Genomic DNA, 14,853 nt, shown 5'->3' on the forward strand with positions numbered 1-14,853 from the left:
GCGGGCCACCCCGCCATTTCAATTTTCGTTGTTAATTCAGACCTAGCGTGCCGCGCAGGGTGGAAAGATCTTCGGCGAGCGTGGTCACCGGCCCGGCCAGCGCCTTGCGATCATCTTCCGACAGCTTGTCGTAGGACTCGTAGCCTTCACCCTTCTTGTATTTGGCGAGAATATCATCGACCGTCTTGAAGTTGGCTTCCACCTTCTTCACCAGGTCTGGATTTTCCTTCTCCAGCAATGGCTTGAAAAGCTCAACGATCTTCTGGGCGCCATCGACGTTGGCCTTGAAATCCCAAAGGTCAGTATGGCTGTAACGGTCCTCCTCACCGGAAATCTTGGTAGCCGCCACTTCTTCAAGCAAAGCAGCAGCACCGCCAACCACCTTTTCTGGCGGCACGGTGAGGTCCTTCACACGCTTCTGAAGTTCCAGCACGTCCGCATAGAGCTTATCCGCAACTGGGGCGAGACCTTCGGTAGAATTCTGCGCGAACAGGCCGTATTCGATGCGGTGGAAGCCGGTGAAGTCTTCCGACTTCTCACCATTTTCATGATCGTCCGCGCGACTGTCGATCGAAGCGTCGAGATCAGCGAAAAGCTCCGCAATTGGCTCAATCTTTTCGTAGGAAACACGGGTGGAGGGATAAAGCTCCTTGGCCTTTTCCAGATCGCCTGCCTTTACCGCATCGGTGAACGCTTTGGTGTCCTTTACGAGAACGTCGAGGTTCTCCTGCACATAGACTTTGTAATCAGCGATCGGCTGAACGAGGTCCAGCGGTGAAACTTCAGCCTTAGCAGCGCCGAAGCTGAGCGTAAGGGCAACGGCACATGCCGATGCAAGCAATGGCAGACGATATTTCATATTTTGCCTCTCCACGTGGGGCGCATTCCGAAAAATGCTCATAAACTCAGGATGTTATGACGGTTTCTTACCCGCGGGCATTTTGCGGGCCGCTGGCTTCCAAAAGCGCACGTGCGTAGTAGTCCTTATGGTCCTGAACGCCCGGCAGCGCGAAGAAATATCCGCCTCCAATCGGTTTGAGATATTCCTCCAGCGGCTCGCCGTTAAGCCGGTTCTGAACCGTGATGAAGCCCTTTTCCAGATCGGCCTGATAGGCGATGAAAAGCAGCCCCATATCAAGCTGGCCGGATTTGCTCACACCGTTGGAATAATTGAAAGGACGGCGCAAAATCAGATGCTGCTCGGCATTTGCATCGCGCGGATTTGCCAAACGGATATGCGAGTCGAGCGGCGTGATCTTGCCGTCGCCGTCCTTCGCGTAATTAGGAACGTCGGCCTCGGTTTTTCCGTCGAATGGCGCTCCGCTATCCTTGCGCCGTCCGAAAATGGCTTCCTGTTCCTGCAGCGGCGTACGATCCCAGCGTTCGACAAAGTTGCGGATGATGCGCACGGCCATATAGCTGCCATTGGTCGCCCAATCCGGCTCCGCATTCTTTTCACCCACCCAAACGATCCGGTTCATCAATGCGTCGTCGGACGAATCGGGATTGGCAGACCCATCGCGAAAGCCCAGAAAATTTCGCGCGCTTTCTTTCGCCTTTGGCGAATGCGGCGGCTGCACAGGAACAGTTCCCTCCTGTTTCCAGCGCACCATCAGAAGGTCGGGCATGTTCTTCATGATGTCGCGCAGTGCGTGAATGTTCGTGTCCGGCGTATTTGAACAAAACTGAATTACAAGGTCCCCATGGCAGATGTCCTTTTGCAAGGCATCGTTGGGAAAACTGGTCATGCGCTGCAGAAGCTTCGGCTTTAAAGGTTTGAGTCCAAAACGGTCATCGAACAGGGACGAACCAAGCGCAACCGTAACGGTGAGATTGTCGGGCGTGACGACCGGACCGAGAATGCCGGAATCCGCCGGAGGAAATTTCGCATCGAGTTCCGGCGGCATTCCGCCTTTCATCAAAAATTCAGCCCTCTCGGTGAGCAGACGGAACATCCGCTCAAGTTCGGAACGGTCCCGCGCCAGCACATCGAAAGAAGCGACGAGACCCGCAGCGGGACGTGGCGTAACGATACCCGGCTGGTGCTTTCCGTAAAATGGCTGGCTTTCATGAAGCTTTTCGCTTTCTGGCGCATTGGTCACATTTTCGGAAGAAACCGCTTGTGCAGCCTGGGGCGTGAGCACGCTTCCGACTGTTCCGGCGACACCGGCGGCACCAGCCCCAAGCAACAGCGCGCGCCGACTGGCGGAAACAGGTTCTTCAGAGGTCATCTTATTGGTTTTGAAAAATTTTCTGGTCATTAATCTATTCCCAGCTGATCGCGGAGTTTCGTAAATTGTGCAGCCAGTTGGGCCGCACCTTCCTTAAATTTCGTCCTTTCCTCAGGCGACAGGGCGTCATACGCCTTAAAGCCGTTGTCCCCATTGCCTGCATCAAGCGTCGCCTTGATCGAGGCTGCATCCTTGTCGATGCCGTCAAAAGCTTTCGGATCAACCTTTTCGACAACGGGCCGCAGGACATCGGTAGTCTTGATCGAGCCTTCGACAAGACCCGACAAAGCCTGCAGATCAGTATGCGCATAGCGGTCTTCACCGTCTTCCGACGCAGTCGAGGCAAAACGGTTCAGCGCGGAAGCAGTGCCCGCCATCATGCGGTCAGGGGAAATGCGAAGCCCGCGGATGCGTTCGTTCAATGCATTGGCATCTTGCTCAAGCTTGCCAGCAACAGGCCCTAGCCCATCAACCGATTTCTGTGCGAACAGGCCATATTCGATACGGTGCAAACCTCCAAAGCTTGGGTCCTGCTCCCGCTTTTCAAAATAATCGGCACGGGCATTGATGGCTGTGTCGAGATCGGAGAACGCTTCAGAAACAGGTGCTATGCGCGCATAGGCTGCGCGCGCCGGACCATAGGCGGCTTGTGCGGCTTCCAGATTACCGCCTGCTATTGCTGCGGAAAGCGCCGCCACAGCTTTCTGGAATTCTGCGACCTCCGCGGTGAGATAAATCTGATATTCAGCCAGAGCGCCGATAAAAGCCGTAAGGGGCAGTTTGCCCTTTTCCGACTCGCTGGCGGCAGTCGCTGTTACAGTCAGCTTGCCCCGAGGGTTGGACAAAAGCCCACAGGTGATCTGATATTCACCCGGCGTCAGCTTCGCGGTGATGGTCTGCTTGAAGCCCGGCGCAATATTTTCGCGTTCCTCCAAAACCATCACACCATCAAGGATTTCCCATTCGACCGTGCGGTCCGATTGGTTGATGATTTCAAAAACGGAGCGCCCGGCCGGAACGGTTAATTCGTTCGGCTCGCAGCTTTTGGCGTTGATCGCGACTTGTATCTTGTCGCCAGTTGCTGCGTGGCGCGCTTTGTCCGATATGCGGGATGCATAATAGAATGCAGCACCGGTAGCGAGCAGCAGCAGTACCGCGAAGGCCAGTCCTATGCGGACCAGATTGCGCGACATCGGTTCGGTGGGCTTCGGATTCGTCATAAAAATCTCTTTTATTGTGCGCTTGTCTTGACCTGGCTTGCGGTCACTGATCCGCTTGCCGGCATAAGAAACAGAATGAGTGCCGGAACGAGGAAAGCCACATAGGCAACCACTTCGCTGACCGTTGGCGTTGCGATATACCCGAAAACGCCAGCCAGAACCGAGCCAAGCGTGCTGTCCAGCGGGAGAATGTCGCTCGCATCGAAAACGACCGCCTGGAAGTGGTTCCAGATACCTGCCTCATGCAGCGCCATAACCGAATTGGCGAGAATGCCCGCCGCGATGATCAGGATGAATACCCCGGTCCAGCGAAAGAAGCGGCGAAGGTTCAGCTTCAGGCCGCCCTTGAAAATACCGTATCCAACTGCCGCCGCGAGCAACACGCCGAGCAGCGCGCCGAGCGGGGCCGCCGGCCCTTCGCTCTGCTGGAAAGCAGCCAGCAAAAAGAAAACGGATTCAAGCCCCTCACGCGCCACCGCTAGGAAAACCATGACAATAAGACCAAAACCCTTATGCGTCGGCGTTTGAAATGCCGCGTCAATGGAATGATGCAGCTCTGCCTTGATAGAGCGGGCCGCCTTGCGCATCCAGAACACCATGGAGGTCAGGACGAACACCGCAATCAGACCGATAATGGCCTCGAAAAGCTCCTGTGCTTTTTGGGGAAACTCCGCACTCAGAAGCTGCAGGATGGCGCCCACGGCGAGCGACATGGCCAAAGCCAGCAGAATGCCAATCCAGACCACAGGCATCCAGGCGCTGCGCCCGGTCTGATGCAGATAAGTGGCAATAATTCCGACAATCAGCGCAGCTTCCACGCCTTCGCGGAACATGATTAAAAAAGGTACCAGCATTCCGACTATCCAAAAGACAGAGAAATCGGCCTGCCCCTTGGTCGCTTCTCTCTAAACCCGGCATGAAGCCTTCGTCATTTGGTCACCTTTTATATCCGCGCCGTCAGCGCTGCAAGTTAAATGAAGTTGACTGACGCAGGAATGTTTTAGAATTGTTCTAATTATTTCAAAAGCTTATAAACCGCCCGGAGAAGAAATGACCCGTCTACTTCGAAGATTAATGCATAACTCATTGAAAATGCACCGAAGCCATCTCTGTCCAACCGCCGCAGATAGCGGGCAGCCAGGCGGTTTGCGCCGCAGGCACTCAATGCCGAGGAAAGATTGTTTCGATTTGGAGCACGGCATATCCTCCGAAGAACACGAATATTGACCAATGAACCCATCCGGACGGTCTAAATCGGAAAAGTTTCAGAAATTTCCGAAATGGTCAAAAATTTCGCGTTTCAGGGGTTGAAGATTGGAGCAAGGTGATACATATCACAGTCACTTACCGCTGTGCCTCCTCCCATTGCGCGCGGTAAGTGTTCCCCTCTGGAGGTTTGCCCAAGTGGCACCTTCATAACTTAGCCGGACTTCCTAGTCCGGCTTTTTTTTGCCTAGAATTCAGATGGATGGACTGGTTCCAGTTAAAATGGAGGCGTCGGAAAATCATGCGTTAGATATCTAAACATCTTTCGTATTAGAAAAGGCGCCGCGTTTCCGCGGCGCCCTGACTTCAAAACAATCCGGCACGATCAACCGTAGGCTGCGACCGGCGGACAGGAGCAGATCAAGTTCCGATCGCCGCCGACATTGTCCACACGGCTGACCGGTGGCCAATATTTTGCCGTCGCATCGAATTCGCCATTGATCGCGCTCGCCGGGAATACTGCCTCCTCACGCGTGTAAGGATGCGTCCATTCCGTTGCCAGCGTATCGCCTGCCGTATGCGGTGCATTGGCAAGCGGATTATCATCCGCAGGCCAGACACCATCGGCAACCTTTTTCGCTTCGGCTGCGATGGCAATCATCGCATCGCAAAGACGGTCGATTTCTGACTTCGGTTCAGACTCCGTCGGCTCGATCATCAGCGTACCGGCAACCGGCCAGGACATGGTTGGAGCATGGAAACCATAGTCGATAAGGCGCTTGGCCACGTCTTCCACGGTCACGCCCGCGCTGTCCTTCAAAACGCGCGTATCCACGATGCACTCATGCGCCACACGATCATGCGCGCCGGTATAAAGGATCGGATAGGCGTCCTTCAGGCGATGCGCGATGTAGTTGGCGTTGAGGATCGCTGCTTCGGTCGCCTTCTTCAGACCAGCACCGCCCATCATGCGGATATACATCCACGTAATGACCAGAATGGATGCGCTGCCGAACGGAGCTGCCGAAACGGCGTGCTTGGACCCAAGGTCGACATGGCCCGGCAAGTACGGCACCAGATGCTTGGCAACACCAATCGGACCAACACCGGGACCGCCGCCGCCATGCGGAATGCAGAAGGTCTTGTGCAGGTTCATATGGCAAACGTCAGCGCCGATGTCACACGGGCGCGCAAGGCCAACGAGTGCATTGAGGTTTGCACCGTCGAAATAAACCTGGCCGCCGTTTTCATGCACAATTTCGCAGAAAGCCTTGATGCCTTCTTCGAACACGCCATAGGTCGACGGATAGGTGATCATGAAGGCCGCGAGGTTATCGCGGTGCTTTTCGGCCTTGGCCTTGAGATCATCGATATCGATGTCGCCGTCCGGGCGACAATTGACCACGACGACGCTCATGCCTGCCATCGAGGCGCTGGCCGGATTAGTGCCATGCGCAGACGATGGGATAAGGCAGATATTGCGATGCCCCTCGCCCCGCGACTGGTGATAGTGGCGGATCGCCAGCAGGCCCGCATATTCGCCCTGGCTACCGGCATTTGGTTGCAGCGAAACGCCCGCAAAGCCGGTGACTTCGCAAAGCCATGCTTCCACGTTAGCAGTCATCCTGGCGTAGCCCTGCGTCTGTTCGGCTGGCGCGAATGGATGCAGATTTGCAACCGTGTTCCAGCTCACCGGCATCATTTCTGCTGCCGCATTGAGCTTCATGGTGCAGGAACCGAGCGGAATCATCGCGCGATCAAGCGCCAGATCCTTGTCAGCGAGACGGCGCAGGAAGCGCATCATCTCCGTTTCTGAACGATGCGCGTGGAATACTTCCTGCGTGAGGAAGCCTTCACCACGCCCCTCGCCCGGAACGAGGAGCTCGTCGCCGTCAACCGGCTTAGCGCCGAACAGAACGGCGAGCGCTGCAAGATCTTCCTCGGTCGAGGTTTCATCAAAGGTTACGCCAACCGTATCCGCGTCGATAATGCGGAGCAGACGGCCGCCCTTATCGGCTTCGTCAGCGATCTTCGCAGCCTTGCCAGCGACCTTGACCGTAACCGTATCGAACAGGCTATCGCCTGCAATCTCGACGCCAGCAGCCTTAAGCCCAGCGGCGAAGCGCGAAGCAAGGCCAGCAACACGCGTTGCAATGGCCTGCAAGCCCGCCGGACCGTGCCAGATGGCATAAGATGCGGCCATATTGGCGAGCAATGCCTGCGCGGTGCAAATGTTCGACGTCGCTTTGTCGCGGCGGATATGCTGTTCGCGGGTCTGGAGCGCCAAACGGTAGGCGGGGCGGCCGTGCGCATCGGTCGACTGGCCGACAATGCGGCCCGGGATGATGCGGGTCAGCGGTTCAGACACAGCCAAATATGCTGCGTGTGGACCACCAAAACCCATCGGCACGCCGTAACGCTGCATGGAGCCAACGGCCATATCGGCACCCCAGCTTGCTGGAGCTTCCATGATGGTCAGCGCCAACGGATCGGCAACAGCGATAACCAGTGCCCCCTTGGCCTTGGCATCGGCAATGACCTTGCTGAAATCGCCATAGACGCCGCGCGTATCCGGCCACGGCACGACGATGGCGGCAGTATTATCGTCGACAGTGCTGCCGGTTTCGATCTGCCAGCCGAGCGGTTCGGCGCGGGTGTTGACAACATCGACCGTCTGCGGATGCAGTTCGCCTGCTAGCAGCACACGGCTGCGCTTGTCGCGGTGATGGCGACAAGCAACGCCGACAGCTTCCGCAACAGCAGTCGCTTCATCAAGCAGCGAGGCGCAGGCAACCGGCAAGCCGGTCAGTTCGGCAACCAATGTCTGGAAGTGGAACAGAAGCTCGAGACGGCCCTGGCTGATTTCCGACTGGTACGGCGTATAGGCCGTGTACCAGGCCGGATTTTCAAACAGGTTGCGCTGGATGACCGGCGGCGTATGCACACCATGATAGCCTGCACCGATGAAGCTCTTCTTCACCACATTGCGGCCCATGATGGCGTTCAGTTCGGCAAGCGCGTCGGCTTCGCTAAGCGGCGCCGGCAGATCAAGCGCACGGTTGAGGCGAATGGATGCCGGAACTGCCTGCGCGATGAGAGTTTCCATGGAAGGAAGGCCGAGCGCGGCCAGCATGGCGCGCTCGTCTTCCAGTCTTGGCCCGATATGACGGGCAACGAAGGGAAGAACCTGCTGGGTCATCGCGTTATCCTACCAGTTTGTCGTAACCGGCCTTGTCGAGGAGACCGGAAAGCTGGCTTTCATCGGAAAGCTTCAGCTTGAACAGCCAGCCCTCGCCTTCCGCAGCCTGATTGATAAGAGCCGGATCGCTTGCGACGGCTTCGTTGACTTCGACCACTTCGCCATTGACCGGCGCATAAACGTCGGAAGCGGCCTTGACCGATTCCACAACCACAATGCCCTCGCCCTTGGTTGCCGTGCGGCCGACGTCCGGCAGTTCGACGAAAACGAGGTCACCCAGTTGTTCCTGTGCGTGGATCGTAATGCCGACAGTGGCAACGCCGTTTTCGACGCTGATCCACTCGTGATCTTCGGTGAACAGGATATTGGCCATGGAAATCATCCTTTGCGATAGCGATGCGGTGTGAAGGGAAGCGCCGAAACGTCAACGGGAACCTTGTTGCCGCGAACGTCAGCGAAAACGCGTGTGCCGGGGGCAGCGAGGCTTGCCTCAACATAGCCCATCGCGACAGGAAAACCTGCCGATGGACCAAAACCACCCGAAGTAACGGTGCCGATCTGGCGACCGGATTCATCAAAAAGGCCAGCGCCTGCGCGGACCGGCTGGCGGCCTTCCGGCTTCAGGCCAACGCGCTTGGCAGATGCGCCCTTGGCGATTGCGTCCAGCACGGCCTTCGCGCCGTTGAATGCAGCCTTTTCTCGCACAGCTTTGCTGATCGCCCAGGTAAGACCTGCCGAAACCGGATCGGTTTCCGGTGTGATGTCCTGACCGTGGAGGCAGAGACCGGCTTCGAGGCGCAGGGAATCGCGGGCCGCAAGGCCGATCCATTCGACGCGCTCATCGGCGAGTAGTTTCGTTGCGAGCGCACGGGCTTCATCGGCTGGCAAGCCGATTTCGAAACCATCCTCGCCGGTATAGCCCGAACGGGTCATAAACCAGCCCTGCTTCGGCTCGAAACCGCTCATGAAGGCAAGCTCGGCACCTTTGAGACCGGCGTCATTGATGACAGCTTCCGCTTCCGGTCCCTGCAGGGCAAGGAATACGCGGTCGAGCGGATTGACGGTTACGTTCTTGCCGGAAGCAGCTTCGTTCAGATGCTCGATATCGGCATCGGCATTGCCCGCATTGGCGACGACCATGAAGCGGTCTTCACTAAGGCGCGTGACGATCAAATCGTCCAGCACGCCGCCACTATCATTGAGGAAGAAAGTATATTTCGACTGACCCGTCTTCAGGATCGTCGGATCGAGCGGGCAGGTCTCGGCTAGAAGTGCGGCGGCATCCGTCCCCGAAACTTCGATCAGTTTCATATGAGAAATATCGAAAAGGCCCGCATGTTCACGCGTATGAAGATGTTCCTTCATGACGCCCAGCGGATAGGTGATCGGCATGTTCCAGCCGGCAAATCCGCCGAAGCGCGCGCCAGCCTGTTCATGCAGATCCTGCAAAGGCAGGGTATTCAAATGTGCGGTATCGCCCATAACAACTCCAGAGTCGCACGTGTGCCTCCGCAAAATGCGGGTGCTTCGTGCCCCTCTGTCTCAGGCCTGAGAGACTCGCATGGCTAACGCCATACTTACACCTTCGGCGCAGGGTTGCCCCTGACTTTCCAGAGTTGTCTTACCCGTCTGCGGTTCCTTGTACCTGAGAGATTTCGGGCGATTTCCCCTTCGGCGGCCGGTTGGCGCTCTCCCGCAGACAGACAGTGCAAGAACGTCACATGATATGGCGTCCCGACACCCGACGAAACTCCCTTAACTCAATCCGGCGCGCAAGTCATGTGGAATTGTTGTCTCTAACCGACGATTTCCCGGACTTTTGCGACAAAATTGAAAGCCGACGGAGTTTCAGTTTTATACTTCATTATACAGAGCCGTCGCAGCAGGGAGGAGATCGCTCAATTTATTGGCGCGATGCGCTTTCAAACGCAGCCAGCCTGCGCGAATTTGTGGGGCAACTTTCTGGTCGCCAAAATTTTAAAGAAATTTTAACCGGTTAGCCACCGAAGCAGCCTGAATCCGGCGGATTTCCCACCAGGACATGAGATTGTGATCGTATAATGACCAAGCTGCGCAAAAGACGTGCAACTGACAAGCTTTAACGCATTGCAGCTATGCAAATCTGTCTCTCCAATTCGAAATGCTTCGAGCCTATATGCTGTTTGCAACAAAGAGATAAGATTTTACTAGGTGAGAGAAATGAACCTGATCCGCTCGTACAACAACTGGCGCCGTTACCGTAACACCGTAAACGAACTGAGCCGCCTGAGCCCACGTGAACTGAACGACCTCGGCATCCTGCCTTCGGAAATCCCGTTCGTCGCACGCAAGGCCGCTGCTCGCTAATAGCGCACCGGAAGGCATCGGCCTTCTTTCAAGGATTGCGAGTCCCCATAAATGCGCGGTCCTACAGTTTCCAGAATATCACCGGGGTGTTTTCTCCTCCTCCCATTCCCTCGGTGATGCAAGACCGGATATTCTCCTCCCAAGTCCGGTCTTCCCCATAAAACACCCGCCGCTTCCTCCCGCGGCGGGTGTTTTCGTTTGGAAATTACCGCGCGGCGACCACCTCGATCTCGACCTTGAACTCCTCCCGCGTGAAACCGGAAACGATCATCAGCGTCGAGGCTGGCGCGGGCTGCGGAAACAGCCTGTCGCGGACATCCATATAGGGGCGCATATAGGCTCGATCCGTGACGTAGGCGTTGATGCGCACTACATCGGCAAGGTCCATGCCGCCGTCGCGCAGGATGCGCCGAATATTCTCAAAGCACAGTTCCGCCTGCGCTCCCACGTCCTGCGGAACATTGCCATCCGGCGCGATACCCAGCTGGCCGGAGCAGAAGATCATTTCCGCGCCAGTCTTTACTTTCACACCGTGGCTATAGGCGGCAAAGGGAGCCGCCATATCCTGGGGCAACAGATGTTTCAAAGTGCTCATCGTATATCCTCAAGCTTTCGGCGCAGCGGCCAGCATTTCTTTCAGCCGTGCAGCCCCAGCGGCAATATCAGCCTCGGTCGGATTGATCCCCGCCGCCAGCAGGCGGCGCGCGATCATATGATCCGCGGGGCGATTGATGGAATCGACAGCCACAAGCCTGTCACCGGCGAAATGAAAGATGGAGAACGCATTTTCTTCCGGGTTTCCCGAAAGCACATGCCGGTCAGCATCGAAGGAAAGGCCTGCTGTCTGCAATTTCATATCGCCCTGATCGGACCAGAACCAGGCAATCTCTCGAAATGGCGTTTCGCGTCCGACAATGGTGCGCGCCACATGCTTTGCCTGGTCTGTCGCGTTCTGTACTGACTCGAGCCGTACCCGACGACCGGCGTGAAAATGATCGTAGCTCACGCAATCGCCTATAGCGTAGACGTGGCTCGCGGACGTGCGTAGATTCTCATCCACAACAATGCCATTGTCGACCGCAAGCCCAGCCGTTACAGCAAGCTCCACGTTTGGCATCGCACCCGTACCCATCACAACCATATCCGCCGGGAATATGGTTCCGTCAGCCGCTTTCACGCCCGTCACACGGCCATTTTCACCCTCAATGGCCATCACGCCGAGACCCGTCAAAACCGTGATACTGGCGGCGCGGCTGCGCGCCTCCACATGGGCGGAGATGTGCGTTGCAACCGAACGCCCCAGCACGCGAGGCGCAGCCTCGATCAGAACCGTCTTTTTGCCAAGCGCGATTGCGCTATGAGCCATTTCGAGGCCAATGAAACCGCCGCCGATAATGACCACATTCTCAACATTGGGCATTGCTGCCGCAATGCGGCGGGCATCTTCCATCCGGCGCAGCGTGAAAACACCGTCAAGCTCGACGCCCGGCACATCGGGAATGCGGGCACGCGCACCGGTCGCGAAGATCAATTCGGACCAGTTCAGGACCTGCCCGTCATCGAGCCTGACCGTTTTGCCTGCCAGAGATACGGCATCGACGCGACGCCCAAACATCATCTCGATATTGTTGTCGCGATAGGCCGACTCCGGACGCAGAACCAGACCGCCGCCTTCGGGCGCCTTCAGGTAGGACTTGGACAACGGTGGCTTATGGTAGGGAATATCGGTTTCGTCATTGATGAGAATGATTTGGCCCGCATAGCCTTCCTGCCGAAGACTGACCGCAGCCTGCGAGCCAGCATGACCAGCCCCTATGATAATGCATCTGTCGTCCATAGGACCTCCGAAAATTTCCGCACATCATAAACCTGGCGCGGCCTATCACGTGGCCAAATAGCCACGGATTCACACCTTAATTGCACGCAATCCGAATATTTAAAACAATTAGTTTGACCGATCGGTCAGATTGTTTAGTAGGATGTGCTAAATCTGGTTTGACGCGCATCTTGTTCCGAAAACCGTTCACACTTTCAGGGAAGCGCTCTCAGCATTTTCAGCAAAAGTGGGAAACGGTTTTGCGTTCGGAAATGCGAGAAAACAAATAGATAGAGTGGTTCCGACGAGTCCGTTAAACAGGAACCGCTCTAACGCCCTGGCCCGAGCGTGTAGGAGTTGCAGTCTTGAAACGATATTGGTCCGATTATACGAGCGAGGCATTCTCCCGCCTCGAGCGCGAGAAGCTCGTGGCAGTTCTGCCCGTTGGCGCAATCGAGCAGCATGGACCGCACCTTCCGCTCGCCGTCGACGCTGCTATCGTTGACGGCATGGTCAAGGAAACCATCGCCCGCCTGCCGGAAACAAGCCGCGTGCTTTTCCTGCCGACGCAAGCCATCGGCAAGAGCAATGAGCACAGCCTTTACCCCGGCACATTGACGTTTTCGGCCGAAACGACCATTCGCATGTGGTGCGAGATAGGTGCTTGCGTGGCAGCAAGCGGTGTCCGCAAGATGGCGCTGCTCAACAGCCATGGCGGCCAGATCAGCGTCATGGATATTGTCGCGCGAGAGCTTCGCATCCGTCATAATATGATGGTGGTAAGCATCAACTGGTTCGGCCTTGGAATGCCTGAAGGCGTGTACAGCGAACACGATCTGAAGCACGGCATCCATGCAGGCGACATGGAAACCTCGGTGATGCTGGAGATGCATCCCGATCTGGTCGACATGTCGAAAGCACAGGATTTCCGGACGCTTACGGAAACTTTTGCAAGCGACTTCAAGCATCTCTCGCTGAGCGGCGGCGCCAAGCCCGCCTGGCAGATTCAGGATATCAATCCATATGGCGCCGCTGGTGATGCGACGCTCGCGACCGCAGAAAAGGGTCGAGCGACTATCGACTTTGCCGCCGAGCGCCTGGTTGAGGTTCTCGCGGAAATTGAACGAGCGCCCCTTTCTTGGCTCGACAACAAGACAGCCTGGTAAGGACAATGAGCGTGGCCCCCAACTCGCAAGCTCCATCCTCCCTGATCGAAATAGACGGCGTCTACAAGCAATATGGCACTGGCGTGATGGCCGTGAGCGACATGTCGCTCAGGATCGAACAAGGCCAGTTCGTCAGCTTTCTTGGTCCGTCCGGCTGCGGCAAGAGCACGGCGCTGCGCATGATCGCCGGGCTAGAATCGATTTCCGCTGGCAATATCCGTATCAACGGCCATGCTCCCGGCAAGGGTCCCCTCGGTGCACAGGATATCGGTTTCGTATTTCAGGAACCGACCCTGATGCCGTGGGCCAGCGTTTTCGACAATGTTTATTTGCCGCTGCGCCTGTCCGGCATTGCCCGCAAAGAAGCGACCCCGCGCGTCGAAGAAGCGCTCGCACAGGTTGGCCTGTCACGCTTTGCCAACGCATTTCCGCGGGAGCTGTCCGGCGGGATGAAAATGCGCGTTTCCATCGCTCGTGCGCTGGTTACACGTCCGCGTCTTCTCTTGATGGACGAGCCTTTTGCAGCTCTGGATGAGATGACGCGCTTCAAGCTCAACAATGATGTGCTGCGTCTTTGGCAGGAACACAGCCTGACCGTGATTTTCGTCACCCATAGCGTTTATGAGTCAGTTTATCTGTCCAACCGCGTGGTGGTGATGGCAGCCAGGCCGGGCCGCGTGGTGGCTGACATACCGATCATCGGGCCTTACCCGCGTGCTGAAAACTACCGCACGACCGATGCCTACGCGAAATATTGCGCCAAGGTATCCGACGCGCTGACCGCGACGCTTTCCTCCGAAGATATCGATCACTGAGGGCAGGACGATGAAACCGACGCAAACAGAGCTCCCTGTCCTGAATGCCGAACAGGATCGCCTCGCCCGGCGCGAACGCACCTTGCGCATTGTCATGCCGACGCTGGCGATCATAATTGCCCTTGGCATATGGGAGGGTCTCGTCCGCTATTATCAGGTGCCGCATTACCTAATCCCTGCGCCTTCGCTGGTTGCACAGACGCTTATAAAGGATGGGCCATCGTTGATGGCGTCCATGTGGTTCACGATCAAGCTGACCCTGATATCCCTCGGCTGCGCAATTATAGGTGGCATTCTGCTCGGCATGATTTTCGCCTTGTCCCGCCCGATAGAAATGGCGTTCTTTCCCTTCGCCGTTATTCTTCAGGTCACGCCAGTCATCGCAATTGCGCCGCTGATCCTCATCTATGTGCGTGATACGTTTTCAGCCTTGCTGATATGCGCCTGGATCGTGGCGTTCTTCCCGATCCTGTCCAACACGGTGATCGGATTGCGCAGCGCCGACCACAATCTGCGTGATCTTTTCAGGCTCTACCGCGCCTCGCCATGGCAGCGTCTGCGCTATCTGCTCGCACCAAGCGCATTGCCTTATTTCATGGCGGCGCTGAAAATTGCTGGCGGCCTGTCGCTGATCGGCGCAGTTGTCGCCGAGTTCGTTGCCGGCACGGCAGGCCAGAGCACAGGTCTTGCCTCACGCATTCTGGAATCGAGCTTCCGCAACGAAATTCCGCGCATGTTTGCGGCCCTTTTTCTCGTGTCGCTATTGGGCATCGTGATCTTTCTCGTGACAAGCTGGCTGTCGCGTCTCGTCCTCGGGCGCTGGCACGAAAGCGAAATTCGCCGGGAACGCTAGA

The 14,853-nt window shown here is 56.7% G+C and carries 13 protein-coding genes and 1 riboswitch; of the genes, 4 read left to right on the forward strand and 9 right to left on the reverse strand.

Features of this window, described 5'->3' with window-relative positions:
- Positions 1 to 31: 31 nt before the first annotated feature.
- The 7 genes from efeO (F9K78_RS03345) to gcvT form a co-directional block, all read right to left on the reverse strand.
- A complete protein-coding gene (gene efeO / locus F9K78_RS03345) occupies positions 32 to 859 on the reverse strand; it encodes an iron uptake system protein EfeO (protein ID WP_121981931.1) in 828 nt (275 codons plus the stop codon).
- Between the two features lie 67 nt (positions 860 to 926).
- Positions 927 to 2,261 carry an iron uptake transporter deferrochelatase/peroxidase subunit gene (gene efeB, locus F9K78_RS03350; protein ID WP_121981932.1) on the reverse strand — a complete coding sequence of 445 codons (1,335 nt, stop codon included), beginning with the start codon at positions 2,259 to 2,261 and terminating at the stop codon, positions 927 to 929.
- Positions 2,261 to 3,451 carry an iron uptake system protein EfeO gene (gene efeO, locus F9K78_RS03355; protein WP_121985276.1) on the reverse strand — a complete coding sequence of 397 codons (1,191 nt, stop codon included), beginning with the start codon at positions 3,449 to 3,451 and terminating at the stop codon, positions 2,261 to 2,263. The genes efeB and efeO (F9K78_RS03355) overlap by 1 nt, the downstream gene beginning before the upstream one ends.
- Positions 3,452 to 3,462: 11 nt before the next feature.
- A complete protein-coding gene (gene efeU / locus F9K78_RS03360; RefSeq protein WP_121985275.1) occupies positions 3,463 to 4,305 on the reverse strand; it encodes an iron uptake transporter permease EfeU in 843 nt (280 codons plus the stop codon).
- 737 nt (positions 4,306 to 5,042) lie between these two features.
- The gene (gene gcvP / locus F9K78_RS03365) at positions 5,043 to 7,856 is read right to left on the reverse strand and encodes an aminomethyl-transferring glycine dehydrogenase (protein ID WP_121985274.1); all 2,814 of its coding nucleotides are present in this window, start codon (positions 7,854 to 7,856) and stop codon (positions 5,043 to 5,045) included.
- 4 nt (positions 7,857 to 7,860) lie between these two features.
- Positions 7,861 to 8,229, reverse strand: a complete 369-nt coding sequence (gcvH, locus tag F9K78_RS03370; RefSeq protein ID WP_121982046.1) for a glycine cleavage system protein GcvH — start codon at positions 8,227 to 8,229, stop codon at positions 7,861 to 7,863.
- Between the two features lie 5 nt (positions 8,230 to 8,234).
- Positions 8,235 to 9,338, reverse strand: coding sequence for a glycine cleavage system aminomethyltransferase GcvT (gcvT, locus tag F9K78_RS03375; RefSeq protein WP_121981936.1), 1,104 nt, complete (start codon positions 9,336 to 9,338; stop codon positions 8,235 to 8,237).
- A gap of 140 nt (positions 9,339 to 9,478) precedes the next feature.
- Positions 9,479 to 9,562: riboswitch (glycine riboswitch) on the reverse strand.
- 493 nt (positions 9,563 to 10,055) lie between these two features.
- Here gcvT and F9K78_RS03380 point away from each other — a divergent pair.
- Positions 10,056 to 10,202, forward strand: coding sequence for a DUF1127 domain-containing protein (locus F9K78_RS03380; protein WP_002965914.1), 147 nt, complete (start codon positions 10,056 to 10,058; stop codon positions 10,200 to 10,202).
- 205 nt (positions 10,203 to 10,407) lie between these two features.
- Here F9K78_RS03380 and F9K78_RS03385 read toward each other — a convergent pair whose 3' ends face one another.
- Positions 10,408 to 10,797, reverse strand: a complete 390-nt coding sequence (locus F9K78_RS03385; RefSeq protein ID WP_121981937.1) for a RidA family protein — start codon at positions 10,795 to 10,797, stop codon at positions 10,408 to 10,410.
- Between the two features lie 9 nt (positions 10,798 to 10,806).
- Positions 10,807 to 12,039 carry an NAD(P)/FAD-dependent oxidoreductase gene (locus F9K78_RS03390; RefSeq protein WP_121981938.1) on the reverse strand — a complete coding sequence of 411 codons (1,233 nt, stop codon included), beginning with the start codon at positions 12,037 to 12,039 and terminating at the stop codon, positions 10,807 to 10,809.
- A 344-nt stretch (positions 12,040 to 12,383) separates the two neighbouring features.
- Between F9K78_RS03390 and F9K78_RS03395 the strand changes: the two genes are divergently transcribed.
- The 3 genes from F9K78_RS03395 to F9K78_RS03405 are packed head-to-tail and all read left to right on the forward strand — an operon-like array spanning position 12,384 to position 14,852.
- Positions 12,384 to 13,184, forward strand: a complete 801-nt coding sequence (locus F9K78_RS03395) for a creatininase family protein (RefSeq protein ID WP_121981939.1) — start codon at positions 12,384 to 12,386, stop codon at positions 13,182 to 13,184.
- A gap of 5 nt (positions 13,185 to 13,189) precedes the next feature.
- The gene (locus tag F9K78_RS03400; protein ID WP_121981940.1) at positions 13,190 to 13,999 is read left to right on the forward strand and encodes an ABC transporter ATP-binding protein; all 810 of its coding nucleotides are present in this window, start codon (positions 13,190 to 13,192) and stop codon (positions 13,997 to 13,999) included.
- Positions 14,000 to 14,009: 10 nt separating this feature from the next.
- The gene (locus F9K78_RS03405; protein WP_121981941.1) at positions 14,010 to 14,852 is read left to right on the forward strand and encodes an ABC transporter permease; all 843 of its coding nucleotides are present in this window, start codon (positions 14,010 to 14,012) and stop codon (positions 14,850 to 14,852) included.
- Position 14,853 lies beyond the last annotated feature (1 nt).

This window comes from Brucella pseudintermedia, from assembly GCF_008932435.1.
Classification (GTDB): domain Bacteria; phylum Pseudomonadota; class Alphaproteobacteria; order Rhizobiales; family Rhizobiaceae; genus Brucella; species Brucella pseudintermedia.